The sequence below is a fragment of the uncultured Aggregatibacter sp. genome (assembly GCF_901873365.1).
GTDB lineage: Bacteria > Pseudomonadota > Gammaproteobacteria > Enterobacterales > Pasteurellaceae > Aggregatibacter.
Window position 1 is genome coordinate 31,251 of sequence record NZ_CABFLM010000042.1, and the last position, 23,934, is coordinate 55,184.

General features: G+C 40.3%; 31 protein-coding genes. 20 read left to right on the forward strand and 11 right to left on the reverse strand.

The window, feature by feature from the left end; translation table 11 throughout:
* From QZ106_RS01340 to QZ106_RS01415, 16 genes are all read left to right on the forward strand, one after another.
* Positions 1-507: an integrating conjugative element protein gene (locus QZ106_RS01340; RefSeq protein ID WP_295973271.1), complete on the forward strand. Its 507-nt coding sequence runs from the start codon at positions 1-3 to the stop codon at positions 505-507.
* Positions 504-2,753: a type IV conjugative transfer system coupling protein TraD gene (gene traD, locus QZ106_RS01345; protein ID WP_295973275.1), complete on the forward strand. Its 2,250-nt coding sequence runs from the start codon at positions 504-506 to the stop codon at positions 2,751-2,753. Before QZ106_RS01340 ends, traD begins: the two co-directional genes overlap by 4 nt.
* Positions 2,737-3,072 (forward strand): hypothetical protein, encoded by a 336-nt coding sequence (locus QZ106_RS01350; protein ID WP_295973277.1) that lies wholly within the window; start codon positions 2,737-2,739, stop codon positions 3,070-3,072. Before traD ends, QZ106_RS01350 begins: the two co-directional genes overlap by 17 nt.
* Positions 3,072-3,761 carry a TIGR03747 family integrating conjugative element membrane protein gene (locus QZ106_RS01355; protein ID WP_295973280.1) on the forward strand — a complete coding sequence of 230 codons (690 nt, stop codon included), beginning with the start codon at positions 3,072-3,074 and terminating at the stop codon, positions 3,759-3,761. The genes QZ106_RS01350 and QZ106_RS01355 overlap by 1 nt, the downstream gene beginning before the upstream one ends.
* A 158-nt stretch (positions 3,762-3,919) precedes the next feature.
* Complete coding sequence (locus QZ106_RS01360; RefSeq protein ID WP_295973284.1) at positions 3,920-4,240, forward strand: RAQPRD family integrative conjugative element protein; 321 nt, start codon at positions 3,920-3,922, stop codon at positions 4,238-4,240.
* Between the two features lie 3 nt (positions 4,241-4,243).
* The gene (locus QZ106_RS01365) at positions 4,244-4,492 is read left to right on the forward strand and encodes a hypothetical protein (RefSeq protein ID WP_295973286.1); all 249 of its coding nucleotides are present in this window, start codon (positions 4,244-4,246) and stop codon (positions 4,490-4,492) included.
* Between the two features lie 17 nt (positions 4,493-4,509).
* Positions 4,510-4,917 carry a DUF2976 domain-containing protein gene (locus tag QZ106_RS01370; RefSeq protein WP_295973289.1) on the forward strand — a complete coding sequence of 136 codons (408 nt, stop codon included), beginning with the start codon at positions 4,510-4,512 and terminating at the stop codon, positions 4,915-4,917.
* Between the two features lie 19 nt (positions 4,918-4,936).
* On the forward strand, positions 4,937-5,308 hold the full coding sequence (locus tag QZ106_RS01375; RefSeq protein WP_295973290.1) for a TIGR03750 family conjugal transfer protein: 372 nt from the start codon (positions 4,937-4,939) through the stop codon (positions 5,306-5,308).
* Positions 5,309-5,319: 11 nt separating this feature from the next.
* Entirely contained in the window at positions 5,320-5,964 is a 645-nt protein-coding gene (locus QZ106_RS01380) for a PFL_4703 family integrating conjugative element protein (protein WP_295973293.1), read from the forward strand.
* A complete protein-coding gene (locus QZ106_RS01385) occupies positions 5,964-6,827 on the forward strand; it encodes a TIGR03749 family integrating conjugative element protein (RefSeq protein ID WP_295973296.1) in 864 nt (287 codons plus the stop codon). Before QZ106_RS01380 ends, QZ106_RS01385 begins: the two co-directional genes overlap by 1 nt.
* A gap of 10 nt (positions 6,828-6,837) precedes the next feature.
* Positions 6,838-8,229 (forward strand): TIGR03752 family integrating conjugative element protein, encoded by a 1,392-nt coding sequence (locus QZ106_RS01390; protein WP_295973298.1) that lies wholly within the window; start codon positions 6,838-6,840, stop codon positions 8,227-8,229.
* 9 nt (positions 8,230-8,238) lie between these two features.
* Positions 8,239-8,649 (forward strand): TIGR03751 family conjugal transfer lipoprotein, encoded by a 411-nt coding sequence (locus tag QZ106_RS01395; RefSeq protein WP_295973300.1) that lies wholly within the window; start codon positions 8,239-8,241, stop codon positions 8,647-8,649.
* Between the two features lie 14 nt (positions 8,650-8,663).
* On the forward strand, positions 8,664-11,537 hold the full coding sequence (locus QZ106_RS01400) for a conjugative transfer ATPase (protein ID WP_295973305.1): 2,874 nt from the start codon (positions 8,664-8,666) through the stop codon (positions 11,535-11,537).
* 1 nt (position 11,538) lies between these two features.
* Positions 11,539-11,949, forward strand: coding sequence for a hypothetical protein (locus QZ106_RS01405; RefSeq protein WP_295973307.1), 411 nt, complete (start codon positions 11,539-11,541; stop codon positions 11,947-11,949).
* 9 nt (positions 11,950-11,958) lie between these two features.
* Positions 11,959-12,282, forward strand: a complete 324-nt coding sequence (locus QZ106_RS01410) for a hypothetical protein (RefSeq protein WP_295973309.1) — start codon at positions 11,959-11,961, stop codon at positions 12,280-12,282.
* 8 nt (positions 12,283-12,290) lie between these two features.
* Complete coding sequence (locus tag QZ106_RS01415; RefSeq protein ID WP_295973312.1) at positions 12,291-13,811, forward strand: conjugal transfer protein TraG N-terminal domain-containing protein; 1,521 nt, start codon at positions 12,291-12,293, stop codon at positions 13,809-13,811.
* Between the two features lie 54 nt (positions 13,812-13,865).
* Here QZ106_RS01415 and QZ106_RS01420 read toward each other — a convergent pair whose 3' ends face one another.
* The 5 genes from QZ106_RS01420 to QZ106_RS01440 form a co-directional block, all read right to left on the reverse strand.
* On the reverse strand, positions 13,866-14,201 hold the full coding sequence (locus QZ106_RS01420; RefSeq protein WP_295973315.1) for a hypothetical protein: 336 nt from the start codon (positions 14,199-14,201) through the stop codon (positions 13,866-13,868).
* A gap of 185 nt (positions 14,202-14,386) precedes the next feature.
* On the reverse strand, positions 14,387-14,797 hold the full coding sequence (locus tag QZ106_RS01425; protein ID WP_295973318.1) for a hypothetical protein: 411 nt from the start codon (positions 14,795-14,797) through the stop codon (positions 14,387-14,389).
* Between the two features lie 11 nt (positions 14,798-14,808).
* A complete protein-coding gene (locus QZ106_RS01430) occupies positions 14,809-16,818 on the reverse strand; it encodes an integrating conjugative element protein (protein ID WP_295973320.1) in 2,010 nt (669 codons plus the stop codon).
* Between the two features lie 12 nt (positions 16,819-16,830).
* A complete protein-coding gene (locus QZ106_RS01435; RefSeq protein WP_295973322.1) occupies positions 16,831-17,751 on the reverse strand; it encodes a TIGR03756 family integrating conjugative element protein in 921 nt (306 codons plus the stop codon).
* Position 17,752: 1 nt separating this feature from the next.
* The gene (locus QZ106_RS01440) at positions 17,753-18,193 is read right to left on the reverse strand and encodes a TIGR03757 family integrating conjugative element protein (protein WP_295973325.1); all 441 of its coding nucleotides are present in this window, start codon (positions 18,191-18,193) and stop codon (positions 17,753-17,755) included.
* A gap of 393 nt (positions 18,194-18,586) precedes the next feature.
* Here QZ106_RS01440 and QZ106_RS01445 point away from each other — a divergent pair, with 393 nt between their 5' ends.
* The 4 genes from QZ106_RS01445 to QZ106_RS01460 all read left to right on the forward strand — a co-directional run bounded on the left by QZ106_RS01445 (position 18,587) and on the right by QZ106_RS01460 (position 21,202).
* Positions 18,587-18,931: a hypothetical protein gene (locus QZ106_RS01445; RefSeq protein ID WP_295973328.1), complete on the forward strand. Its 345-nt coding sequence runs from the start codon at positions 18,587-18,589 to the stop codon at positions 18,929-18,931.
* Between the two features lie 81 nt (positions 18,932-19,012).
* Positions 19,013-19,243 (forward strand): hypothetical protein, encoded by a 231-nt coding sequence (locus tag QZ106_RS01450; RefSeq protein WP_295973329.1) that lies wholly within the window; start codon positions 19,013-19,015, stop codon positions 19,241-19,243.
* A gap of 141 nt (positions 19,244-19,384) precedes the next feature.
* A complete protein-coding gene (locus QZ106_RS01455; protein ID WP_295973332.1) occupies positions 19,385-20,332 on the forward strand; it encodes a zincin-like metallopeptidase domain-containing protein in 948 nt (315 codons plus the stop codon).
* A gap of 108 nt (positions 20,333-20,440) precedes the next feature.
* Positions 20,441-21,202, forward strand: coding sequence for an N-6 DNA methylase (locus QZ106_RS01460; RefSeq protein WP_295973334.1), 762 nt, complete (start codon positions 20,441-20,443; stop codon positions 21,200-21,202).
* Positions 21,203-21,238: 36 nt separating this feature from the next.
* On the opposite strand, the gene QZ106_RS01465 is transcribed toward QZ106_RS01460, so the two are convergent.
* From QZ106_RS01465 to QZ106_RS01490, 6 genes are all read right to left on the reverse strand, one after another.
* Complete coding sequence (locus QZ106_RS01465; protein WP_295973337.1) at positions 21,239-21,832, reverse strand: recombinase family protein; 594 nt, start codon at positions 21,830-21,832, stop codon at positions 21,239-21,241.
* A gap of 32 nt (positions 21,833-21,864) precedes the next feature.
* Entirely contained in the window at positions 21,865-22,200 is a 336-nt protein-coding gene (locus QZ106_RS01470; protein ID WP_295973339.1) for a hypothetical protein, read from the reverse strand.
* Positions 22,201-22,219: 19 nt separating this feature from the next.
* Positions 22,220-22,507, reverse strand: coding sequence for a hypothetical protein (locus tag QZ106_RS01475; RefSeq protein WP_295973342.1), 288 nt, complete (start codon positions 22,505-22,507; stop codon positions 22,220-22,222).
* Positions 22,508-22,529: 22 nt separating this feature from the next.
* Positions 22,530-22,988 carry a hypothetical protein gene (locus tag QZ106_RS01480; RefSeq protein ID WP_295973344.1) on the reverse strand — a complete coding sequence of 153 codons (459 nt, stop codon included), beginning with the start codon at positions 22,986-22,988 and terminating at the stop codon, positions 22,530-22,532.
* Positions 22,989-23,221: 233 nt separating this feature from the next.
* Positions 23,222-23,680: a hypothetical protein gene (locus QZ106_RS01485; RefSeq protein WP_295973347.1), complete on the reverse strand. Its 459-nt coding sequence runs from the start codon at positions 23,678-23,680 to the stop codon at positions 23,222-23,224.
* Between the two features lie 27 nt (positions 23,681-23,707).
* The gene (locus QZ106_RS01490) at positions 23,708-23,914 is read right to left on the reverse strand and encodes a hypothetical protein (protein WP_295973350.1); all 207 of its coding nucleotides are present in this window, start codon (positions 23,912-23,914) and stop codon (positions 23,708-23,710) included.
* Positions 23,915-23,934: the final 20 nt, after the last annotated feature.

The window sequence follows — 23,934 nt, forward strand, 5'->3', positions numbered from 1 at the left end:
ATGCAGTACAAATCTTTTTTCCTCTCTTTGGTCTGCTTAGGAGCAGTAGTTCAGGCGCAAGCCGAATTAAAAGTTATTGGTGATTTTGGCGGGGAAAGTGCAGTCCGTTTTTATGAAGCATTACAACCGGATGAATCAATGGTTCAAGCCTACCCTAATAGCGTTCCGTCAACATTAACCGAGGCCGATATCTTGCCTGTTGTTTCTCACAGAATGACACCAGGACAAATTCAACCGGTTCAAATGAATTTACCCGGTATGCTGCCGATTTTCCTCATTGGCACCGATAACTTTTCGAAAAACTGGTTATACCGTAATTATGACTACCTTCGTAAAATTGAGGCAATGGGACTTGTCGTAAGCGTTAAAACAATAAATGAATTAAGCGAATTACGTCAATTAGCGCCTGATTTAACCTTAATCCCAACACCTGGGGATGACTTGGCTTTAAGATTGAATCTTGCTCACTACCCTGCTTTATTGACTTCAGAGGGATTGTCACAATGAGTCAAAAACATGTGTTAGAAGGCTTACTGCGCCCACCGGTTGAATTCTTCCCAGCTGCAGTGCATGGCGCTTGTGCTTTAGTTTGCTATGGTGCGCCATGGTCGCTTGCGCTAAATCCCCTTATTGGTTATGGCCTCAGTGCAGGATTTGCCGGCATGGGGATAATGCGGTTGCGTCAAGGCATGGAAATTGTACGCTATCACCGGAATTTGCGTAGACTCCCTCACTATGCTTTGACTAGCCGTCAGATTCCAGTCAGTAAAAAAGCTTTATTCTTAGGACGTGGTTTTGAATGGGAACCTAAACATACCCAACGTCTTTATGATTGTTTCTCTGCAAATGGACAAATTTATTGGAAAAGTGGAAAGTGGTTTAAAGCCGCTCGTGATTACGAAAAGATCCATGATAATTGGTTCTCTCGACTCACCTCTATAGACTCTCCATTAAATCCGGTTCGTCCTTTACCACCGGTAGGTGGTATTCCGGTGATGCACGGTGTTGAACCCAATGAACGGAATATCATGTTGCCTTTAGGCGACCGTGGCGGTCACACTTTAGTGTTTGGTACAACCGGTGTCGGAAAAACACGCTTTGCGGAAGTGCTTGTCACTCAAGATATACATCGAGGTAAAACACCTGAAGAGCGCGAAGTTGTCGTCTTTTTTGATCCTAAAGGTGACCCGGATATGCTAAAGCGAATGTATGCGGAAGCAAAACGTGCCGGACGTGAAAATGAATTTTATGTCTTCCATCTCGGTCATCCTGAAATCTCTGCCCGTTATAACCCGGTTGGCCGTTTTGGTCGAATCTCTGAAGTCGCGGGACGGATTTCCGGACAATTAAGCGGTGCCGGAAATAGTGCCGCATTTAAAGAATTTGCATGGCGTTTTGTAAATATCGTTTCTCGAGCATTAGTAGAGATGGGAAAACGCCCGGATTACCTACAGATTTCTCGCTTTGTGCAAAACATTGACGCGCTTTTCTTAGATTATGCGAAGCTTCATTTTGATGCGATAGATAAGAAAATTTGGCCAACCTTATCTGAGGTTGCGGCTAAATTGGATGTGAAAAATCTCCCGTTTTCAATGAAAGATAGACCGCTTATTGCGGTGATTAACCAGTATATTTTGGAAAATAAAATTTTTGACCCGGTACTTGAAGGGCTATCCAGTGCGGTACGTTACGATAAAACCTATTTTGATAAAATTGTGGCATCGCTTTTACCGTTACTTGAAAAACTCACAACAGGTAAAACTGCTGAGCTTCTCTCGCCTGATTACACCGATATTCATGATGAGCGCCCCATCTTTGACTGGGAATCCATTATTCGTAAGAGAGGCATTGTTTATGTCGGATTAGATGCGTTATCCGATGCCACCGTGGCTGCAGCAGTGGGTAATAGTATGTTTGCTGATTTGGTATCAATGGCTGGTCATATTTACAAATTCGGCGTGGATGAGGGCTTGCCAGATGCATTTAAAACTAAAAACAAACCGCCTAAAATCAACCTTCATTGCGATGAGTTTAACGAATTAATGGGCGACGAATTCATTCCATTAATTAATAAAGGACGTGGCGCGGGCATGCAAGTGACGGCCTATACGCAAACTCTTTCAGATATTGAAGCACGAATTGGGAATAAGGCAAAGACCGGGCAGACTATTGGTAACTTTAACACCCTTTTAATGTTCCGTGTGAAAGAACCTGCAACAGCTGAATTTTTAACACGTCAGCTCAATGATGTCACGATTTATCAAAGTATGGTGACATCCAGTACAACAGATAATAGTAATCCGGATGATAGTAAAGTCTTTACCTCGAATACTGGAGAGCGGATATCTGAAAAAATGGTCCCGATGCTATCGCCAGCACATATTACAAACCTACCAAAAGGTCAGGCATTTGCCCTTCTTGAGGGGAGTACACTGTATAAATTAAGAATGCCTTTACCTGCAGTTGACAAAGATGATGTGATGCCAGAATCACTTCAAGAATTGACGGCTTATATGCGTAAAAATTACCATATTTCACCAAATTGGTGGCAATCTGCATTTTCTGATTATGCGCCAAGTCAAGATATAGCAACCGCTTTTCAGTCAATGTCATTAAATCGAGTACCTTCACACGCAGGAGAAGAAATGCTTTTTGGAGATGTAGAAACTCCCGTTGCTGAAGAGATGGAAGATGAAGATATTGATCAGAATGATGACACAGATGAGGAGAATTTTGATGACACAGATAATTAACCAACCGGATATGAACTTACTCAATCTTCCTGATATGCGCGTAGATTTTGATTCAGTCACTAGCTGTTCTTGTGGGCTAGAAAACGCAGATGAATTGCTTAATTATTTTTTACCTTATTTGGAAGATTGGAATAATCAGCGTTATACCACACATGAATTTTTGAAAAAATATACCAATAAAGGTATCTCACTTTGGACGGCTAATGATGTAAAAGCGACTGAAAATGGTCTCTGTGCAATCCAAATTTTTTTAGAAGGTGAAGTAAAAGGTTATCTTTTCTTTCACTGTAAATTATCTCCAGTAGGAACATTACAATAATGGCTGATAATAAATCTACTGGAAAAAAGAAGAGAGGGCCTTTTCACTACATTAATGCGACTTTGGCTGCGCTATTCGGATCATTAATTTTGAGTATCATTTTTGAGTGGTTAGGGATTGCATTTTTATGGCCTGAACAAGGTCATTTACATAGTCAAAAAATGATGTTGACTGAGCTTGAATGGCTTTCTGATAACTTAACTAGGGGGCTTTTTTATCACTCTCCAAAAGAATTGGCTGAAGCGATTATCTTGTCATTGCATGAATGGCTTTTTATCAACACAGGTGTGAAAGATTGGTTAGCCAATCCTCGTGAACACAGTGGCGTGGGTTTGTGGGTGTATCATTATGGACGAGCTTACATTGAGTCTGTGATTTATGTCGTGATTACCTTTGTCATTCGTCTTATTGTCATTATTTTTACCTCTCCGCTTTTTCTATTGGCCGGGTTTGCCGGATTTACTGAAGGTTTAATGATGCGTGACCGCCGAAAATTTGGTGCGGGGCGGGAATCAAGCTTTCTCTACCATCATGCTCGACGTTTGATTGGGCCAATTATGTTATCCGCATGGGTGTTATATCTTTCAATTCCAATTTCCATTTACCCAAATGTGATTTTGGTGCCCGCTGCATTTTTATTTGGATTATCTATCTGTGTAACCGCAGCAAGCTTTAAAAAATACCTTTAAACCTTTTCTATATTGTTATTACGGGCATTTATTCTTGAAGAATAAATGCCTTTTTTATGGGGGGAAACTGTTTTGAATTCAAAAAGAGTTTTTCATTAAATTTCCCCTTCATCTTTGGCACTCTTTGCGTGAAATCAGTTTCAAGTAAGGAGTTCTCCATGACTAAAAACATTTTCAGTTTACCTCTTGCACTCGGGCTTTTATTCGGTGTGGCGACAGTTCAAGCTACAGAACAGGAACAATTAGCTCAGGCGATTAAACAGTTAGAGGCAGCTAAACTTTCGTTGCAACGTGCTGCAGCGAGTGCCAAGGTTTCTGAAAAGCGTCGTGAATATTTTGATTATGCTGCAGCAAAGCAAGATATTTCGACTGTACAAGAAGGTATTAAACAATACATTAATCCTTCACGTGCGATTCCACGTAATCCCAAAGCCATTCGAAGTTTGAAAGAAGATTATCTTCATCTTCGGAGTCAATAAGGCATGAGTAACGCAAATTTCCCTTCTGTTTCTCCATTAGAGAGCTTTTATGCTGTAAGTGGTTTAGATCCGCTAAAGCTAAAAATCATGTTAGCCATTATTTTGATCGCCGTATTACTGCTTGCATATATGTGGGCAAACAATAATGGCTATAAGTTTATGCTGAATAAAGGTGATATTTGGTCTTTCTTCAAACTGCTTCTATGGGGTGCCGCATTAATTTTATGCGTCATAAGCTTTTTTATTTACTAATACCATAAGGACATATTATGACATTAATCAAATCTTCTTTTCAGAAACTATCGAACCGTTTTCTTGCGGTAATGACCCTGCTTTGGTTATCGATGGAAAATGCATTTGCAACCGGCGGAGGCGGCGGGAGTGGTATTAATGCCGCTAAAATTCCTGATTTTAAAATTCCCGGGGTAGATAGCAACACGAAAGATCCGATGGAAATCATCTTTTTTGTTGCGAAGGGATTAGCCACTTTAGCCGCAGTTTTATTTGCCGCATGGGCGATCCTAACTGTAGTTAAAGCATTAATTAAAACCTATAACGCCGCAACAGATGAAGCCGACAGAAAAGGATGGGGCCCTTTTGTTATCGCTCTTATTCTTGGCTTTATTTTAATTTTCTTCAGCCTCTGGTTGGTGAAAATGGCCATTGGTCTATTTTAATTGTCTCTGTGAGGTCAAGGTGTCAAGCGATAAAGAACAAACGATCCCCTTCCTTCCTACACGATTTAACCGCGAGGCGAATGTATACGGCGGGTTATCGGTGAGTGAGTTTATGTTGGCCGCAGCTATCGGATTTATCTTGGGTGCGGTACTTGGCCTCCTTTGTTGTTTTGCCTTCGGGTTCGGTTTTTGGTTACTGATTCCTTCCTTTGCCATGTTGTTTTGCATTATCTCGGTTTTGGTGGGCAAGGTGGTCATTGCCAGCCTCAAGCGCGGTAAACCAGAGGCATATTTGAATCGTGTCATTGAAGTGAAATTAGATAGCTTATTAGGGGGAAATCAATTTATTTCCCGCCAAGGAACCTGGTCTATTCGCCGAGTTAGAAAATAAGAGAATTTATTATGAGTCAATTAAAAGGGGTCGTTCACCAAAAAAATCGCGAAATCGTTACCGGGAGAATTGCGATTGGTGCATTGCTTGTGATTTGTTTGGTGCTATGTGCCATTATTTTTACCGCACCGAGTCGATTAATGATTTATAACCCACCTGATTTGCGTGCGGGCAGTCAACGACCCTGGTGGGAAGTGCCAAAATCAACCGTTTATGCCTTTGCTTATCAAACCTTCCAACAGCTGAATCGCTGGATGGAGTCCGGTGAGGAAGAGTACAAGGTCAATATTGAAAAAAATAAAGCTTTCTTGACACCAAGTTGCCAAGAATTTTTGAAAAAAGATTATTACGACCGTTTATCCAATGGCGAGTTACGTGAACGGGCACGTGGCGTCTATGAAATTGTTGGGCGCGGGTTTAAAGACAGCAGTGTGATTGTGCATAGTCCGGATAGCTGGACGGTCAATCTTGATTTAAGCGTAGACGAATATGTTAAAGATGAACCGGTAAAACGTGTATTGACCCGCTTTCCTATCAATATTGTGCGCATGGAAACGGATTTACAAAACAATCCATGGGGATTGGGCTTTAATTGCTACAGCTCGATTCCGCTACGTTTAGAAGCAAAAGAATTTAAAGAAAGGGAAAACCCATAATGAAAAAACTCACCTTATTACTGACCGCTGCTTTTGTTTTCTCGCCGGTTGCCTCAGCTGATGTCTTGATGAAATGGGCACGTAAGCCTCTCTCAGTTGATTTACAAATTGAGAAAGAACGCATTATTTTCGTTGATAAAAATGTGAAGGTGGGGTATCCGCCGGAACTGGACAACAAACTCCGTATTCAATCAACCGGTGGCGCGGTGTATCTCAAAGCCACAGCGGATTTCCCGAAAACACGTTTACATTTGATGGATTTAGCCACCGGGGAAATGATCTTATTAGATGTACAGGCAAAATCGTCTGTCGTCAATGCGGATGAGCCTATTCGTTTAGTGTATGAAAACAAAGTTGAAAATCAAGGGGCGGTTTATAATCAAGAGGTCAGTGCCAACAATGAACCGATACCAAACGCCCGTCCTGCACTACCGGTGCCTGCGGCACTTACACGCTATGCAGCACAAATGATCTATGCCCCATTACGCACAGTTGAACCATTGGACGGCGTTCGCCAAGTGGCACACCGTCTTCCTACCCCGATAAAAACCCTTTTACCGGCATTACCAATACGCGCCACCCCATTACTCGCTTGGCAGCTTGATGAGTATGTGGTGACTGCAATCCGTTTGCAAAACCAAGGACAATCACGTATTGAACTTGACCCTCGCGAATTACAGGGTCATTTTTACGCCGCAACCTTTCAGCATCATTGGCTCGGTGGACATGGCGCGCCTGAAGATACAACAACCTTGTATTTAGTGACGGAAGGTTACCCTAATCAATCGGTCATTCCACAATCTAATACGTACAAACCCAAAAAATTGAAAAAAGTCACCACGACAGTGACCACGACAAAATAAGGAGTTAGCCATGCAAATGAAAGCAAATAAAGCGTTCTTCGTTATCGGTGGTATCACGGCAGTGGTGGTCTTTACCATGGTGGGATTCCTTTTTTCCAGTGGCAGTACATCCAATACGGCTGAAGCCAAAAAAGAGGATGTACTGGATATTTCACTTAATGATCTATCACCGGAAGAATTACGTTCAATGGGAATCGAAGGTGATACCTCAAAAGATACCGTAAGAACGTTGGTTGGCAGGGTTAAAGAGAATAATAAACGTCTTGATGATGTCATCAGCCAAAATGACAGATTGATGCGAGAAAACGAGCAATTAAAAAATCAAAGTAGTAATACTGACTATCAGATTCAGCAAGCAGTACAAGCAGAAACCGGCGCATTAATTGCCGAAATTAACTCGTTAAAAGACCAAGTATTGCAAGGCAGTAATCAGGTGATGGGGACAGCTCAACAAAGTACAAATGCACCTTTACCGATTAATGGAGCTACCGTTGGGGCTCAAATTGAAAATAGCGGTGGTATGAATTGGGTTAATCCAAGTGATATGCGGATGACGGACGACCGTGGTAATCCGCTACCTATCGGTTCAAACGGCACCGGAATCGGTTTCCCCAAAATGTTTGATAACAGCATTAATGACATCCGAAAGGCTGAAGGGTTACAACCTATGAATAACGGCAGTAATTCCATGTTAAATACCGCAACGCCATTTTTTACCATTGCAGCAAACTCAACCTTGACGAATTCTGTTGCGATGACCGCACTTGTAGGCCGTGTGCCAATTGATAACAACGTGACAGAACCTTATCCGTTCAAGTTATTAATTGGACGTGACAACCTCATTGCCAACGGCATTGAGCTGCCGGATATTGAAGGCGCAATTGTCTCTGGCACCGCAAGCGGTGACTGGACCTTATCTTGCGTACGTGGCGATGTGAAAAGTTTAACCTTTGTATTTAGTGATGGCCGTATTGTTTCAACTGGGGATAACAATAATAAAATTGGTTGGTTATCCGATCCGCATGGTGTGCCTTGTATTCCGGGCGAGCGTAAAACCAATGCGCCCGAATATCTCACGACAAACTTCCTCTTGACCGGTGCGTCAGCGGCAGCGCAAGGACTTTCGTCTTCTCAGTCAACCACTGTCGTTGACGGAGGAGCCGTCATCGGTGCAGTCACCGGTAATAACGGCAAATACGTTTTAGGGCAGGCATTAGGCGGTGGGTTGAAAGAAACAGCTGACTGGTTCCGTCAACGCTACGGCCAGATGTTTGATGCCGTTTACGTTCCGCCGGGTCGAGAAGTCGCCGTACATATCGATCAACAAATCAACATCGACTATGACCGCCAAGCTCGCCAAGTGAAATATGGCCAAACATCACAACAATCTCATTTAGATTAAGGAGCAATAATGAAAGTATTAATGATGACAGGCGTGATCTTCGCCATTGGCAGTCTTTTAACCGGTTGCTCAACCTCTCAACGTGATTTATTGCCGACTGGTGATTCAACCATGAAAGATATTTGGAATAAGGGGGCTGGCGATAACAGTAATATTAGTGCCTATCGCTCGCACAATGGTCGTTTGATTGATGCACCCAATTATGTCTCGGCACGTGAACAACAAACATATACTCGGACGGCTGAAAATGAAACCCAAAATCTATTTCCTCGTTTACCTAATCCGGATTTAGTAATGTATGTTTATCCGCACTTAACAGACTCTTCCGAACAAATGCCCGTACCAGGCTACTCTTCCGTTATTCCGTTTTATGGTCGGGTGCAATATGCCCAGCCAGGTGAACGTACAAAAATGTATTAAGTAAGGTAACAACGATGGCACTATTCCAAGATGTATTAGGTGCTTTTTTCCCTGATAAGCAGGGGAAAAGCCCGAAAAGCGCTCAATCTAAAGAAAATCCGATACCGGCATCGATTAAGGGAAATACACCAATAGCGGATGAGAATGGGATACAAGAAGCAGTCGAGATTCGCCCCATTCTTCGTAATCGTAAAATAACCCAAGCACAGCATGTCAAAACACTTTATGGCCGTGATCCCTCTTTTATCAGTCACCTGCCTTACGCTGAGTATCTTGCAGAAGAAGGCGTCATGCTCTTTGATGATGCGAAAAGTGCCGGTGTAGTATTTGATGTTAAGCCCATAGGGACTGAAGGTAGAAGTAGCGATTACCTTAATCGTGTTCGCACACTGGTTAAAGATGCCTTGCAAGATAGTTTCGATGAGCTTGATACCCATCCTTACGTCGTGCAATTCTTTTGCCAGGATGACAAAAATCTAAGCAGTTATGTTGAAAATCTAAGACAGTATATTAAAACCAGCTCACCTGAAGCTAGCGGTAGTGCCTTTACAGAGCAGTGGCTTGATGAAATGGAACGCCATTTAAAAGCGGTAGGTAAACCTGGTGGGCTTTTTGTTGATGATCGGGTAACAAATACCGCCTGGGCCGGAAAAGTGCGCAAGACCCGCATGGTCATTTATCGTTATGCTAGCAACCATGAGACAGATACCATTGAAAAGTTAAATACTGCATGTGATCGTATTCAAAGTGCTTTTATCACCGCAGGTTTAACGCTAGAACGTCAAAATGAAGCCCAAATTCATCGTTGGTTATTAGAGTGGTTTAATCCAAATCCATCACGTTATTTTAGCGGATTGGACGATAAGGCTTGTTACGATTTATTGTCTCTTTCCGGTGCGTCAGATCTCCCCTTGCAAGACCAAGATTTTAGTGAAAATCTCTTTTTTACGCCACCGGAAAGCAAAAACGGTTACTGGTTTTTTAATGAGCAACCTCATGAAGTCATCGTAGTTGATAATATCCGTAAACAGCCGGATGTTGGCCACATGACAGGTGAAGTCACTCGAGGTCGTAATATTAATGCGTTATTTGATTTATTGCCGGAATCAACCATTATGGGCATTACGATTGTGATCCATCCGCAAGATAAATTACAGATGCATTTGGATAAATTAAGCAGTCGAGCGGTAGGCAATAACTATGAATCTATTTATTTAAAACAAGATGCTACTACGGTAACGGAATACTTAAAAGATGGTCATAAACTTTATCAGGCAAGTATTGTGTTTTATGTGCATGGTAATGATGAGCAAGAGCTTCGAAATCGTGCAAGAGAGCTAAGAACCGTTTTATTAAGTAACAATCTCGTGCCAGTTAAAGAAGGTAATGAAGTTGCCCCGCTAAATAGCTATCTACGCTGGCTACCAATGAACTTTAATCCGCAATTAGATGCAAAATCGCGTTTTTATACCAAATATTATTGGGTACAACACATTGCCAATATGTTGCCCGTATTCGGTCGGGAAACCGGCACAGGACACCCGGGAATTACCTATTTTAACCGCGGTGGAAGCCCATTAGATTTTGACCCATTAAACCCTAAAGACCGGACGAAAAATGCCCATAAACTCATTTTAGGGCCGACTGGTTCAGGTAAGTCCGCAACTTTAACCGGACAGATGGCACAGCTTATGGCGGTACATCGTCCACGTCTTTTTATCGTTGAAGCCGGTAACTCCTTTGGTTTGTTTGCCGATTATGCGGAACGTTACGGTTTAACGGTAAACCGCGTATCCCTTGAGCCAAGTAGTAATATTGCCTTACCACTCTTTTCTGAAGCTCACCGTTTATTGGAAATGGATGTAGATCTCGAGGTACGAGATGACGACGATAGCGACGAAGAAGGCGAAGAACAGCGTGATTTATTAGCGGAAATGGAATTAACTGCGCGCTTGATGATCACCGGTGGCGAAGCCAAAGAAGATGACAAAATGAGTCGAGCCGACCGTTCAGCAATTCGCCAGGCAATTTTATTGGCGGCAGAGAAAACGGTTCAAGAAATACCACCTCGTCAAGTGTTAACCGGAGATGTGAAAGCGGCTCTAGAAGAACTCAGTCGTCGTCCGGATATTCGCCCGGAGCGCGCCTCTCGTCTTGCAGATATGGCAGAGGCAATGGATATCTTCTGTACAGGTGTCAATGGGCGTTTCTTTAACCGAGAAGGCGAAATTTGGCCGGAGGCAGATATTACCCTGGTAGATCTGGCCATGTTTGCCCGTGATGGCTACGAAGCTGAACTGGCGATTGCGTATATTTCCCTGATTAACCATATCAACTCATTGGGTGAAAAGTACCAACACAGCTTCCGCCCTATCGTCAATATTACGGATGAATCGCACATTATTACGGTCAACCCGCTGTTGGCGAAATTTCTCGTTAAAGGTTCAAAAATGTGGCGTAAGCTGGGTATTTGGTTGTGGTTAGCCACACAAAATATGGCTGACTTTCCGGAAGAGGCTGGTAAGTTACTCAGCATGGTTGAATGGTGGGAATTGCTTAACCTGTCCAACGATGAAGTGGAACAAGTTAACCGTTTCCGGCGCTTATCTGAAGCACAAAAACTCATGTTATTGTCGGCCAAAAAAGCAGACAAGAAATATACTGAAGGCGTTGTACTTGCGACCAATATGGAAGCCTTATTCCGTGTGGTGCCACCAAGTCTTTATTTGGCTCTTGGGATGACTGAGAAACACGAAAAAGCACAACGCAAACAATTAATGATGGAACATAACTGTACTGAGTTAGATGCGGCATTGATGGTTGCAAAAGACTTAGATAAAAAACGGGGGATTGCAGTCAATGACGCACTTAACTCTATCGCAGCCTAACATGATTTTTCATCGTATTTTTGAGATTGGTCCGCGCATTCAATCACTGGTCTTCACTTCTGATGAAGTACAAACATATATTGCGCATTTCATTGCACAAATTAAAGCAAAAATCGGAGCAAATTGCCGATTAAGTGCTTTTCCTCAACGGATATTTACTCAATCAAGTTGGAAAGTGCATATTGTAGGTGAAAAAAGTGACGTACATTTATTATTGAATATTGCTGGGCATTTTCAATTACCTGAGATGTTTTCTCCTGAAAATTGGCCGGCAAGGCTTAATGTGGAGGTCACCGATCATGTCGATGCGTATTGGCTTATTCAATATTTGCTTTGGCAACTCTCAGCCACGTGGCTAATGACAGAGGACTTATCCCCAGTTTTTGGGGATAAGGTTGTGAGTAATTCATAAGGAGCGCTTATGTTACAAGGTAAACAATCAATGGCAAGAGAATGGTGCAAAAGTGCGCTTCGACTTCTTGGGAGCTTTATATTCCTATGTCTCATCTTAACCGCTATCGGTATTTTTGCCGGTGAATATCTACAAAATACAGATATTCGCGCATGGTTTATCGAAACTCGATGGTTCTGGTTTATCGTACGCTTTCTACTCTACGGGATGGTGATGTCCATGGTATTCGCCATTGCTCGACGTCAGCCGACCGCTATGCCAACAAGGGCCAAATGGTTAATTGCCATGATATTGATTGTAGCTGAAGCTATTACTCAAATAAGTCTCGCCTAGGAGGAAATATGACATTTTCAGTCGACAGTTACCTTGAATATTTTCTGACACTATTAGGCTGGTTACTAAACAATGGGATTTTTGTGTTATTTGTTGGTACCGGATTATGGTTAATTCCCCTTATTGGCATGGTTATCAAAATTTGGCGTGATGTATCAAAACAAGGGGATGATGAAGGGGAAAAAGGTGAGCTTTTAATTCGCTGGCTAACCATTGAATTACTTCCTGCAATGCTAATTATCGTTTTGACGCTTGCACCATTAATTCCAATATCCCTAAATAATATCGAATATAATGAACGTGCCTCCGTACAATGTGGCTATAAAGTCCCCAATGCACCAAATAAATCCGGTTACGCTCCCTTTTCTACAACTTTGGGAGACAGACAGGCTCGAATGCCGATTTGGTGGATGTTGATGCATAAGATTAACAAAGGGGTAACTTATGGCATGACGTCCATACTGCCTTGTCAGCGTGATTTACGTCAAATACGCTTTGAGGTTCAACACCAAAAAATTAATAATCCGGCATTGTTGACAGAAGTACAGCAATTTGTGCAACAATGCTATATCCCAGCACGCCAAAAGTTACAAACAAGTCAACTCACTTTAACACCGGCACAGATCCGTGAAACCTCTTGGCTGGGAGGAAAGTTACTGATTAATAACAGCGAGCTCTACCCTCGCTTTCGAGCGCAACAACCGATTAGTACGTTTCCCTATAATGCAACACGTGATACGGCATTACCGGATACTGGCAAAGGTGGATATCCAAGTTGCGACCAATGGTGGGATGAAAATGGTGCCGGACTCAAGTCTCGCTTACTTGCTGATGTCCGACAAAATTTTTCGGCGCAAGTAAGTGACTTCTTTAATTCCATTGATAATCGAGATGAGGCCTTATTAAGAACCTTATTACGTGTGGAAAATATGGATGTTTCGAAAGGAAAAATATACCAAGGATACGGTGGTAGTGTGGAAGGTGGATTCTGGAACGCCGTGACGCGCTTAACCTCAACCGTAGGAAGTGCGGTAGGTAGTCTCGCTATTTTTCCCGGGCTTGATGCAATGCGTCAAGCACTGCCGATGGTACAAGCGTTTATGATGATGGCATTGATTATCTTAATTCCGGTTATCACTATCTTAAGCGGCTTCTCTATCAAAACTGTAGTCACCCTAAGCTTCGTGCATTTTGCACTCGTGACAACAACATTTTGGTGGGAATTGGCTCGCTGGCTCGATTCGGCTATGATCGATATCTTATATAGCTCACCCTCTCATAATATCTTAAATATCCATTTTCTAGAAAATGCACAAGATGACATTATTTCGAATTTTGTTATGGGCAGCTTATTTATTGTACTTCCGAGCTTATGGTTTGGGGCAATGACTTGGGCTGGATTTAATTTGGGCAATATGGCCACCCACTTGTCTAAAGGAACAGAATTAAGTTACAGCGCAGGCGCTAAAGGCGGAGACGTAGCTAAAGCTGCTGGTGAAATAATAAAAAGTGGCTTTGATAAAGCCTAAAACAAAATAAAGCAGAAATGTTAAACTTTCTGCTTTATTCTTTTTTATTTGACATTAGATAACTTTCCTACCTTGAGCATAAAGACCATAGCCATCCTTTCCAAAACGCCAACCATCATAGTTATCATCTCCCAAACTGGCATGAAGATCAACTCCACCTAACAATGTACAGTTTTCTTCTTGTTCGTATTCATTTTCTGTTTGTGTACTGTAAATAACATCCTTACCCTTAGTTTTATAAGCGATAATACCAAACCAAACCGGACTCACCGTAAGTACAGCAGCCGTTATAACCGCTTTACGTGGCCTTTCCGGGAGAAACGATAAAGTGCGGTCAATTTTCTTAAAGAATCGCCCGACGGTATGTCCGAATTTTTCTGCATCTCTCATCATTTTCTCCTGTATCCATCAACGTATCCATACGCTTCAGTATACTCTCATTTATCATTTTGCGAAACATTTGCATAAAATTGACTTTTAATGAGTAATGGATGCTATTTTAGTAATTTGATACCTGAATTTAGAGGTAAAAAAATAAGCGGGTTTTCCCGCTTATTTTGTACGTATTGGATGTTTTAGGAGGATTTCATACTACGGCGTTCAAAGTTTTGAACCGCACTTCCAGCTTTACAGCTTACAGTATCCATTTTGCTGCCGTTAGTGATGTAGAGGGTCGGCTCCTCAATATTTTTACCATCACGAGGCTGCACGAATTGGATAGTATAACTTGTGCCGTTATTTTTCATTTCTAATGAGCTGGTAATAAACCCTGAACCGACGGCCACATATGAATCTTGATTTGCAAGAACTTGTTTCACTGGATTTTTGAAAGTAATTTGCCCATAAACAAACTCATAATCTGTCCCGGATTTTGTAACGGAAACTTTGTTTCCATTGTCCGTAGTGCAAGCAAAAATTGTGTTGTTGGCAGCGAGGACCGGTGTCGTACATGCGGTCATCATCGCAATAGTGAGTAATTTTTTCATAAATGCTCCTTTTAAGATTTTCCCAAAATGTAATCGGCTTCTTGATTACGACGTCTTGCATTCTCACCATTATTATTAGTTTGACGATTTCTAACAGCATTTGCTAGTGCAGTCATATCGCCAGATTGTGCGGATGCTTGAGCTGCTGCAATCACATCTTTTGTCAATGAACCATAGTTATACGCATAAGATGTTAATGCTGCTTGTGCATTTGCCGGTAATTTATTCCATGTTGTTGATGATACGTTACTTCGAGCACGATTTGCAAATTCTTGCGTGCGACGAGCTAGGTCTCGTTCTGCATCCTCACGAGTTACAACGGTATCTTTCGTGACTTTTACAATGGTCCCGTCAGCTTTGGTAATTGTATCAGAACCATATCCGGTTCGATAAGCATTAACGTCCCAATATGCCTTGCCACTAAATCCCTCAAATTTTTTTAAGAGCCCGGTAGCCTGTTCAAAGGCTGTACCGTTAATTGCCGGAATGGAAGAGTAAGCCGCATTTCCCTTTTGGCCGGAGCCTGTACCGGATGTTCCACCGATTCCGGTATAAGAAAAGGAATTTGATACCTGAGGTAGTTGGAACGTAATGTTGTTATGTGGAATAGTAATATCGTCTGCATTCATCGTTTCAGCAGATGTATCATTAAGACCATTGGCTAAGTCACTGATACGTTTATCTACATTGTCACGTGCAACATTCGCCGCACCTGCATGATATTCACGTAATTCTTTGTTTTGTAAAATGGCCACAGCCGAGTTACCGGTGAGGGACTTCTGCAAGTCAATTTCCATTCTGATTTGTTCAATCTCCCGGTCAATTAGGACGAGTACTTTTTCTAATTCATCTTGTGCATCTTTATTATTAGCGACATTCGGTTCACGCATGCCGGTCAATACAGCACGGCGTGCAAGTAGCATTTTTTCCATTGTTTTCGCTACGGCTATTTCACTAGCCAGGCGTTGCCCTAATACTTGCGCATCCGGATCATCTCGTAAAGATTCGATCAAACCACGTGTAACCGGTACCGTACTTGAACTGAGTTCAGCCAAAATATCAACTGAAGGAGTTCTCATATTCAATGCTTTTTGCAACAAGGTAACTGTTTTAATGTTTTCTTGCTCAATTTCTGGAGACAACCCTACACCGGCACGAGAACTACTTGGTGTGCCGCAATTTGTATTACAAGTCGTTAATTGTTTCTCACCAATGACATGTGTAAGCCAATCGGTCATCTCTTTGGGATTGTCCCAAGTTTGACAAAGTAACCCACTACAATTACTCTTGGAAACGCGCCCTGACTCAAGTACATTGCGTTTGTTTTGAATGTTATAGCCGGCTTTAGCAACATCTTCAACAATCTTGATTGATTCTTGTCCTTCTCCGCCTCGTTTTTGCCCACCGACCCACTCTTTACCTTCTCTACCCTGTTGGCTTTCAAATTTCTTTTTGGCTTTTGTCGCATCAGGCTCCGTAGATGTAATATCTTTGTAAGATTCCATATCCGCACTTTGCGACCAGCGACCATTTAAAGTCACATCTGCAAGCTTTTTAGACATATCTTCACAACTAGTTTTGAGATTATTAAAGTCAATCTTCCCTTGATACAAACCGTTCGTCAGGATGTCGTACAGCTGAGGATTAGCACGCTGAATAATCATTGCAGGCAAACTCGCTACGGCTCCAGTGGCTGATTCTATAACGTTACTATAAAGTTCTTTAAAACCCTCTGTTAAACCATTTAGCTGATTTTTAATACTCGTTTTAATATCAAAATTACCGCACGTGAGATTAGCCCTCCAGCCAATACCAAATTCGGCTGCCGGAATATTACCTCGACTTGGTGGCGCCATATAGCCAGCACCACCGCCAATTTGATAGAACACTTTGTCCGATAAAATAGAGTCCGCCTTATTGAAACCAAAAGGATTATCATCCGCAGATACCGGCGTAGTTACCGATAAGATTGCGCATGAAATTGCGATATACGATGCTTTAACGGCATAGTGAAATTTCATATTCAATTCCTATTAATTAGACCAATCAATACTGTGTAAAAACCTTTGCCCACGTCGTTTACAACATTTATAAGGACGCCATAATGCCCACGCATAACTGCCATCCTCTGATACCATATTGGGAGGCGTATCCGGAAAAATACTGCAGGATTGCGACATTTTGGGATGTAATTGCTGCCATTTATGATTGTTACTCACAGCCTCTTTGACAGGTTCCGGATACCAATAGCCATTTTGTCCTTGTTCTTGTCTGGCTGTCGGAATATAAATGTGGGGTTGGGCACTGCGTGTGAGGAAATCAGCAACCCGGTGAGCTGTAACGGCGGCGGCTTTATAATCATGTACCTGTGTTACTGTTCCACTACGAGGGAAAATATTACCCCAAGTATCACCATTTTCCCGTATCTCCCGCATTCCCGGGACTAAGGATTCAGGATAAAACATTTCCGGAATACCATGGTTCCATGCCAAAAAGTCCAAGCTACTCAGGAAATAAGGTACAAAAGGTTTTGTTTGACTTTGACAATAATAGCTACCTCTCAATATTTGAGTTATTGCTCCCTGAGGATGGCCAATCGCTGCCGTATTTTTAAATGTGAGCTGGGTATAATTTTTTTGTGGCGAGCGATATTCTCCTCCTTTTGCTCCTTGATTAAACTGATTCATCTCTTGCCATGGGTTTTGACCATCGTGGTTGTAGCTGGAAATCACTGTTTCCGGAATGTAGTGTTTTACCTTCATAGAGGTACGTATGACGCAACCGAATTTTGTACAATATAACCAAAAGCATGTACCGATGATTTTATAGTCAATACAGCTTAATGAAGAGCTTGATGCCATAATTGAGGCGGTGTTCAGAGAGGCGTGCGCCGGAAGCCCGGAAAATGCAACGGCAATACAAAGAGCCGGTAAAGTCATTTTCATTAATTTCATTTTAATCCCTCTCTTTATTTTTTTGTTGCCATGAAGTTAATAGCTTGATCGCTTTGTCCACATTCGTTTCACCGTAAATAACCAAGTTTTCTGCTCCAGGATATTGAAATAAAATTGCCGGGACTTTTTTGATGCCATTTTGCCACCCGCTGATAAGTCCCTGATAAGATTGTTTTAACTGTTCTTCAGCTTGATTCCATTCAGCGGATTGGAAAATTTGAGTCGCTTGTTGAGCGGCAATATTGGGGTTTGGACTTAATCGTTGACTCATCCGATTTTCCCATTGCTCAACCTGATCAAGGTAATATATTTGACTGGCGAGCTCAGCGTGAACGATGGAATAGTCTTGTGTTGAATAAACAGTAATTATGGGATTAGTCCCTTGGGAAAATACTGATAATGGTAATAAACCGAAAAGAAACAGTGATTTTTTTATAGACATAACTATCCTTTACGATGAAATCAGATAGTTGAAACATTAGCGAAATGATAAGGCGGAATATAGGGAAAATTCTTTTTGATTTTGAGATAAATTCTCCATTTTGAAAAAACAATTTTTAATAGAAATTCAGTAATCTTATTAAGTATGATTGATTTTGATAAGTCGCTGTGTAAACAGTCCTTATAAGTTGCACGATTCTTGAGAAGCAACGCCTTACCTTTGAGTAAGTAGAATCATAGCCAAAATGATTCCAGCACGCTGAAAGGAATTTCTCACATTGATTAACGCTCTTTGTGGGGTGTGCCACCTTAAAGACCTTCCGAGGGAAAATGATTCCCTTGGGACATATCATTTTTCCAAGGAATTTTTTTATTTCACATTAGGAGAATGACTATGTCCTCATCCACTCAATTGGAACACTATGATGTTCCATCAAGTAACCCTCTTGAAACTCCAACATTTTCATTTCGTGTGGGAAAACACTTGGGCCGTTTTTTCGTTGTTGCTAAAAACAAAGTAACCCAAGTAACATCCGGCATCAACCAAAGTATTGAAGACGAGGAAGCTCGCCGGCTTTGCGAATTACAAATGATGCTAGATAGCCAAGCGGAAGAATATGAGGCAATGATTAATGATGTGCAAAGAACGTGGTTAAAACGAACAACGTTATTTAGCATTTTATTTTTGATTGTCGGTATTGTTGGTACAGTAGGTACTCTTTACTATCTTATGCATTAATTTGCATAAGCTATTCATTTTCAACCCAAAGGGGGACTTTACCCTAAGGGTAAAAGTTTCCCCTGTTGTAGGAGAAAACTGATGAAAGTGACATTACACAACAGTTGTTTTGCTTATTTAACCAAACATCTTGCCTCAGAATCTCTTATTGAGGAGGTTCGCACTCAGGCAGTAAATGCTTGGAAAAATCGAGGAAAAGATGAGTTTTCTACTCGTATTATAGTGAATATCCCTAGTCAATACGGACAAAAATACCGCTTCTTTACGGTTTCGCCGTACGCAAACCGAAAAGATTTGTTAAATGTAAGGTAGAAAACGTTAACAAGAGCAAAAAACATATTCTTTTACAATAAACCTTGCTCATGCCATTGGCGTGTTCAAGGTTTTCTTTTACCCGAATGGGAACAATTGCCCATTCGGACGGTTGTTCCCTTTTTTATTAGGAGAACAACCATGAAAAAAGAAACTCAACAAAAAGATTTGTATCAACAAATTACAGACCAAATCATTGAAGCATTGGAACAAGGCGTGATGCCCTGGCAGAAACCTTGGGATAGTGGTTGGCCACAAATGGCTATTCCATGCAACGGTGAAAGCGGTCGTCAATATTCCGGAATCAACGTACTTCTGCTTTGGATGAGCGCAATGAGAAAAAACTTTACTCAACGCAAGTGGGTAACTTTTCAAGGTGCAAATCATTTAGGTGGTCAAGTGCGTACTGGTGAAAAAAGTACGGTTATTATTTTCTATAAACAAAATATGTTTGAAGAAAAAGATGATAACGGAAACGTTGTACTTGATGAAAACGGTGATCCGAAAATGAAGTCATCGGTATTTATTCGTGGCCATCATGTGTTCAATATTGAACAGTGTGATGGTCTAGAAAAATACTATGAAGAATTTCCTGAACCGGAAAAATCTTCAGAAATGCAACCTAGACCGGATTTAGATGTATTACCCAATAAAATGGGTATACAACTTTATAACAAAGCACAAGATCGTGCTTGTTATATCCCGCGCAAGGATTGCATTGTGATGCCGGATTTCAAAAAATTCAATACAGCTGACGACTACTATGCAAAACTACTGCATGAATGTGGTCACGCCACTGGGCATAAAGACCGATTAAATCGTGACGGTGTAGCTAAATTTGATAAATTTGGCTCTGAGCAATATGCATTTGAAGAGTTAATCGCCGAACTCACCAGTGCATTTACTTGCGCTCACGTTCATGTTCGCAATGATATTTCCCAGAATGCAGCGTATATCGACAGCTGGATTAAAGCGCTAAAAGCAGATAAGAAAGCCATTTTCCGCGCATCTTCACAAGCGCGTGAAGCAACACAATTCTTGCTTGATGCTTTGGCTTCCAAATTACCGGAAGATAAATTAGCCGCTTAAATCTTTATTTGACCTACTGTGCCAACAAATTTGTTGGCACTTTCCATTCCACCCTTTGGGGAGTATTCCCCAAAGTGGGATTACTCCCGTTATTTTAGGAGTAATCTTATGGATTTTGAGAAAGAATTTACCGCACTTTTTAAATCGATTGCACCGCACTATAGACGTTCTGAAGTATTTTATGACTTTATTACAATTATCGGACTTGAGTTTTATCTCATTTTGTATGGAGTGCACGCAGACGAAACGTTAAAACAACGTTATCAAACTGCTGTGTCGCATTATACGGAAGAAGAAAAACAAGCGCTTGTTCGCTTGTCGGTAATTCTCGTTCAAGCCTTAGAGTATAAAAGTTACGACTTTCTAGGCTCGGTCTTTATGGGATTAGAACTCGGCGATAGATATAAAGCGCAACACTTCACGCCCAGTCACATCGCACATGCAATGGCTGCAATGACATTATCAGATTGTCACGCTTTAATTCAGCGACGTGGTTTTTTGACATTGCAAGAGCCAACTTGTGGTTCGGGCGTAATGATTATCGAGGCCTATAATTATTTGCGTGAAGAGGACTTTAACCCTCAGCAACAAATGTGGGTTCAAGCAAGAGATTTGGATTTTACTGCTGCATTAATGTGTTATATACAAATGACTCTCTTACATATTCCAGGAGAAGTCATAATTGGAAATAGCCTAACAAATGAAGTTCACTTTCATTTATACACGCCTGCTCATATATTGGGGAATTGGAACAGTAAATTAGAACGAGTCAATTTAGGAACTGAATCAGATTCTGGAATAATTAAGACTGAACCAGTAAAAGAATTGCCGTTTGATATTGACTGGGAAAATGAACCGATGTTTTATTAATAAAGCGCGCTTACCAGGAGGTGGGCGCCTTTTTTATTAGGTGCTGATTTTGGAACGATTAAAATTGCCTTTCAGTCTTGCAATAGTTGCTCGAGAGAGATTGTATTTTTGTGTTGCAATATTTATTGATACCCCTTTTTCAAAATCTTTATAAATTTCACGTCGGAGTTTATCTGTAACTTTGGGAGGGCGACCACCCAGGGCATTTTTTTGTCCGGCGGCCAGTTTTGCTCGCTTACCCTCTTGAGTACGCTCCACAATGAAAGAACGCTCTAATTCAGCAAAAATGCCCAATAGTTGAATCAATGCCGTTCCCATTGGGTTATCTTGGGTTTGTGTATTAATACCCTGTTGAATAGCTATAAATCCAACTTTTCTCTTTTTAAATAGTTCAAGCGTATTTAGGCACTGGGTCAGACTCCGCCCTAGTCGGTCAAGTTTTGTCACAACGACAACATCTCCCTCACGGATATAATTAAGAAGCTCATCAAGTTGTTCTTTATTTTTAATTGATACTCCGGAATGCTTGCCTGAGAATATTTTTTTACATCCATACTCTTGTAAAATCCGAATTTGTTCATTTAAATCTTGTTGTAGTGTAGAAACACGAGCAAAACCAATTTTTGCCATACCTTATGCCCCGGTAATAAAAGCTATTTTTTCTATTCAATTTTAGTACTTAGCTCATCTAACTCTTCTTCAGTACATTCAATAATAAAATTTATAACCTTCATCTCATCTTCCGAAAGATCTTCTATAGTAAATCGTTCATTAAGATTTATTATACTTGACTTAATTAAGTCTAATTTAACAAAAATCAGGTGAACCCTTGAACGATAATGTACTTTGTTTAATTGTGAGAAATAAGCTTCAATTGTTATAGATTCAATATCTTCTTGCATGAACTCAGGATTATCATTTTTTACCTTGGCATTAATTTCACTTAATCGTTCCTCTAATGAAGATATTTTTTCTAGATAATGTAATTTTGTAATCATATATCCTCCTTTTATATTTTCAACACTTAGAAAAATCAGATTCTTTTTGTTCCCATTTTTCCCATAGAATGAAAACGACCCCTATTTTTCTTGATTGTGCTACAACCTGCCCCAACGATTTTGTCAGAGTGTAATCATCAGATATATAATCTGTACCTATTACTGTTACCTCTTTAAAAGGTAAATCAATACCTTTTTCCAATTTCATTTCACATAAATAAATGATTAGCTTTAATTTATCTATGTTTGCTAATCGAATTTCATTGTCTGCTAGACAATAATTTAGGCGAATTGTGATTTTTTCCATTTTTTGTTCCTTTGTTCAAAACTTAAATTTTATTTACAATTACTGAGCCAGATATAGAACTTGCATTGCCTCCTACATTACCTTTAACATTGATACCCCCAGACATACTTTTGACTGAGCCAGATACATTACCACTTACATTTACCCCACCTGATGTTGTTTCAATTGAGTTTGTATTTTTACAAAAAACATTACCGATATTGGCTATAAGACTATTTATATCACCATCTACATTTATTCTTATAGATGGAATCTCTTCAATTATTTTTTCATTATCTACTGAATAGTTGATAATTGTTCCTATATTTCCTATATTTCCTATATTTCCTATATTTGTAACAGTATGAGTATTCGTTGTTGTTACTGCTTGAGCATTTGTTCCAATATTTAGCTTTTGAACATTACCCTTAATCAAAATTTCTAAGTTTTTTATATCGCAATTGATAAATGCACCGTTTACATAAATTCCAGTTTCTTCCATTTTTTAACTCCTTATATTCAAAACTTAACACTTAGAAAAACTTACCTTGCCAATAAATATCTAATAGGATTGATACAATACCTAATATCAAAAAAAAGTAAAAAAACTTTATTCTTCTTATTGTTGTTTTACTTGATATTAAATTCCAAATGTTTATATACATTGAAATGGTGAGAGATATAAAAGAAACATATGATAATATCATCTCCATAAGATTTATCCCTATTCAAAACTTAACAATTATTGTTTTCTTGAGCTTTCCGATAAAGTTTTTTTAACACCTCAACCATAAATATATTTTTAGGGTATCTTAAACTAGGATTTGATAACAATAAAACAACGCAAGCAAATATAGATATTAAAGGAGTGAGGCTTCTAATTAGTAGTATTAGTTCATCTAAACTCATTACTTTTACAGGATCGTTTGTTATAAAAGAAAAAAACAATATTACAAAAATAATACTTAGCGCAACACTCACTGATTTATAGGCAAGTCTTGCAAAATACAAAATATAGTACCAAATTTGGTAAGCCCAATTACGCAAACTTTTCTTCTCATTTGCCAACATTTCCGCATATTCTTTTTCACTTATAAATACATCATAAGCATAGATTGGTTTAGCTTTAAACTCTCGTTCAGCTAAACTTATATTGATTTTTCTAATGCCTGTGATAGCTTCTTCTTGATCCATAAATCTTCTCCTATGTATGTGCAAAACTTAAAATGTTCTTGATTCCTTCTCAAAATCTTTTATTTTTCCATATTTCTTTACTGGTAAATACCCAACAATGAATGTAATTAGCCCAAGTAACAGAATCCATTCAGTGTAACCCTTAACAAAAAGGACTAATAACGAAAAAATAGGCATTAACATAAGAAAAATAATTCCTAATATTTTTTCTAATTTAGTGAAGCTAGGTTTCATTCATTCCCCTTGGTATAGTC

Bases quoted from the DNA above. Each gene is read 5' to 3' on its own strand.
- QZ106_RS01340 (WP_295973271.1), top strand. From the start codon at position 1: ATGCAGTACAAATCTTTTTTCCTCTCTTTGGTCTGCTTAGGAGCAGTA.
- traD (WP_295973275.1), top strand. From the start codon at position 504: ATGAGTCAAAAACATGTGTTAGAAGGCTTACTGCGCCCACCGGTTGAA.
- QZ106_RS01350 (WP_295973277.1), top strand. From the start codon at position 2,737: ATGACACAGATAATTAACCAACCGGATATGAACTTACTCAATCTTCCT.
- QZ106_RS01355 (WP_295973280.1), top strand. From the start codon at position 3,072: ATGGCTGATAATAAATCTACTGGAAAAAAGAAGAGAGGGCCTTTTCAC.
- QZ106_RS01360 (WP_295973284.1), top strand. From the start codon at position 3,920: ATGACTAAAAACATTTTCAGTTTACCTCTTGCACTCGGGCTTTTATTC.
- QZ106_RS01365 (WP_295973286.1), top strand. From the start codon at position 4,244: ATGAGTAACGCAAATTTCCCTTCTGTTTCTCCATTAGAGAGCTTTTAT.
- QZ106_RS01370 (WP_295973289.1), top strand. From the start codon at position 4,510: ATGACATTAATCAAATCTTCTTTTCAGAAACTATCGAACCGTTTTCTT.
- QZ106_RS01380 (WP_295973293.1), top strand. From the start codon at position 5,320: ATGAGTCAATTAAAAGGGGTCGTTCACCAAAAAAATCGCGAAATCGTT.
- QZ106_RS01385 (WP_295973296.1), top strand. From the start codon at position 5,964: ATGAAAAAACTCACCTTATTACTGACCGCTGCTTTTGTTTTCTCGCCG.
- QZ106_RS01390 (WP_295973298.1), top strand. From the start codon at position 6,838: ATGCAAATGAAAGCAAATAAAGCGTTCTTCGTTATCGGTGGTATCACG.
- QZ106_RS01395 (WP_295973300.1), top strand. From the start codon at position 8,239: ATGAAAGTATTAATGATGACAGGCGTGATCTTCGCCATTGGCAGTCTT.
- QZ106_RS01400 (WP_295973305.1), top strand. From the start codon at position 8,664: ATGGCACTATTCCAAGATGTATTAGGTGCTTTTTTCCCTGATAAGCAG.
- QZ106_RS01405 (WP_295973307.1), top strand. From the start codon at position 11,539: ATGATTTTTCATCGTATTTTTGAGATTGGTCCGCGCATTCAATCACTG.
- QZ106_RS01410 (WP_295973309.1), top strand. From the start codon at position 11,959: ATGTTACAAGGTAAACAATCAATGGCAAGAGAATGGTGCAAAAGTGCG.
- QZ106_RS01415 (WP_295973312.1), top strand. From the start codon at position 12,291: ATGACATTTTCAGTCGACAGTTACCTTGAATATTTTCTGACACTATTA.
- QZ106_RS01420 (WP_295973315.1), bottom strand. From the start codon at position 14,201: ATGAGAGATGCAGAAAAATTCGGACATACCGTCGGGCGATTCTTTAAG.
- QZ106_RS01425 (WP_295973318.1), bottom strand. From the start codon at position 14,797: ATGAAAAAATTACTCACTATTGCGATGATGACCGCATGTACGACACCG.
- QZ106_RS01430 (WP_295973320.1), bottom strand. From the start codon at position 16,818: ATGAAATTTCACTATGCCGTTAAAGCATCGTATATCGCAATTTCATGC.
- QZ106_RS01435 (WP_295973322.1), bottom strand. From the start codon at position 17,751: ATGAAATTAATGAAAATGACTTTACCGGCTCTTTGTATTGCCGTTGCA.
- QZ106_RS01440 (WP_295973325.1), bottom strand. From the start codon at position 18,193: ATGTCTATAAAAAAATCACTGTTTCTTTTCGGTTTATTACCATTATCA.
- QZ106_RS01445 (WP_295973328.1), top strand. From the start codon at position 18,587: ATGTCCTCATCCACTCAATTGGAACACTATGATGTTCCATCAAGTAAC.
- QZ106_RS01450 (WP_295973329.1), top strand. From the start codon at position 19,013: ATGAAAGTGACATTACACAACAGTTGTTTTGCTTATTTAACCAAACAT.
- QZ106_RS01455 (WP_295973332.1), top strand. From the start codon at position 19,385: ATGAAAAAAGAAACTCAACAAAAAGATTTGTATCAACAAATTACAGAC.
- QZ106_RS01460 (WP_295973334.1), top strand. From the start codon at position 20,441: ATGGATTTTGAGAAAGAATTTACCGCACTTTTTAAATCGATTGCACCG.
- QZ106_RS01465 (WP_295973337.1), bottom strand. From the start codon at position 21,832: ATGGCAAAAATTGGTTTTGCTCGTGTTTCTACACTACAACAAGATTTA.
- QZ106_RS01470 (WP_295973339.1), bottom strand. From the start codon at position 22,200: ATGATTACAAAATTACATTATCTAGAAAAAATATCTTCATTAGAGGAA.
- QZ106_RS01475 (WP_295973342.1), bottom strand. From the start codon at position 22,507: ATGGAAAAAATCACAATTCGCCTAAATTATTGTCTAGCAGACAATGAA.
- QZ106_RS01480 (WP_295973344.1), bottom strand. From the start codon at position 22,988: ATGGAAGAAACTGGAATTTATGTAAACGGTGCATTTATCAATTGCGAT.
- QZ106_RS01485 (WP_295973347.1), bottom strand. From the start codon at position 23,680: ATGGATCAAGAAGAAGCTATCACAGGCATTAGAAAAATCAATATAAGT.
- QZ106_RS01490 (WP_295973350.1), bottom strand. From the start codon at position 23,914: ATGAAACCTAGCTTCACTAAATTAGAAAAAATATTAGGAATTATTTTT.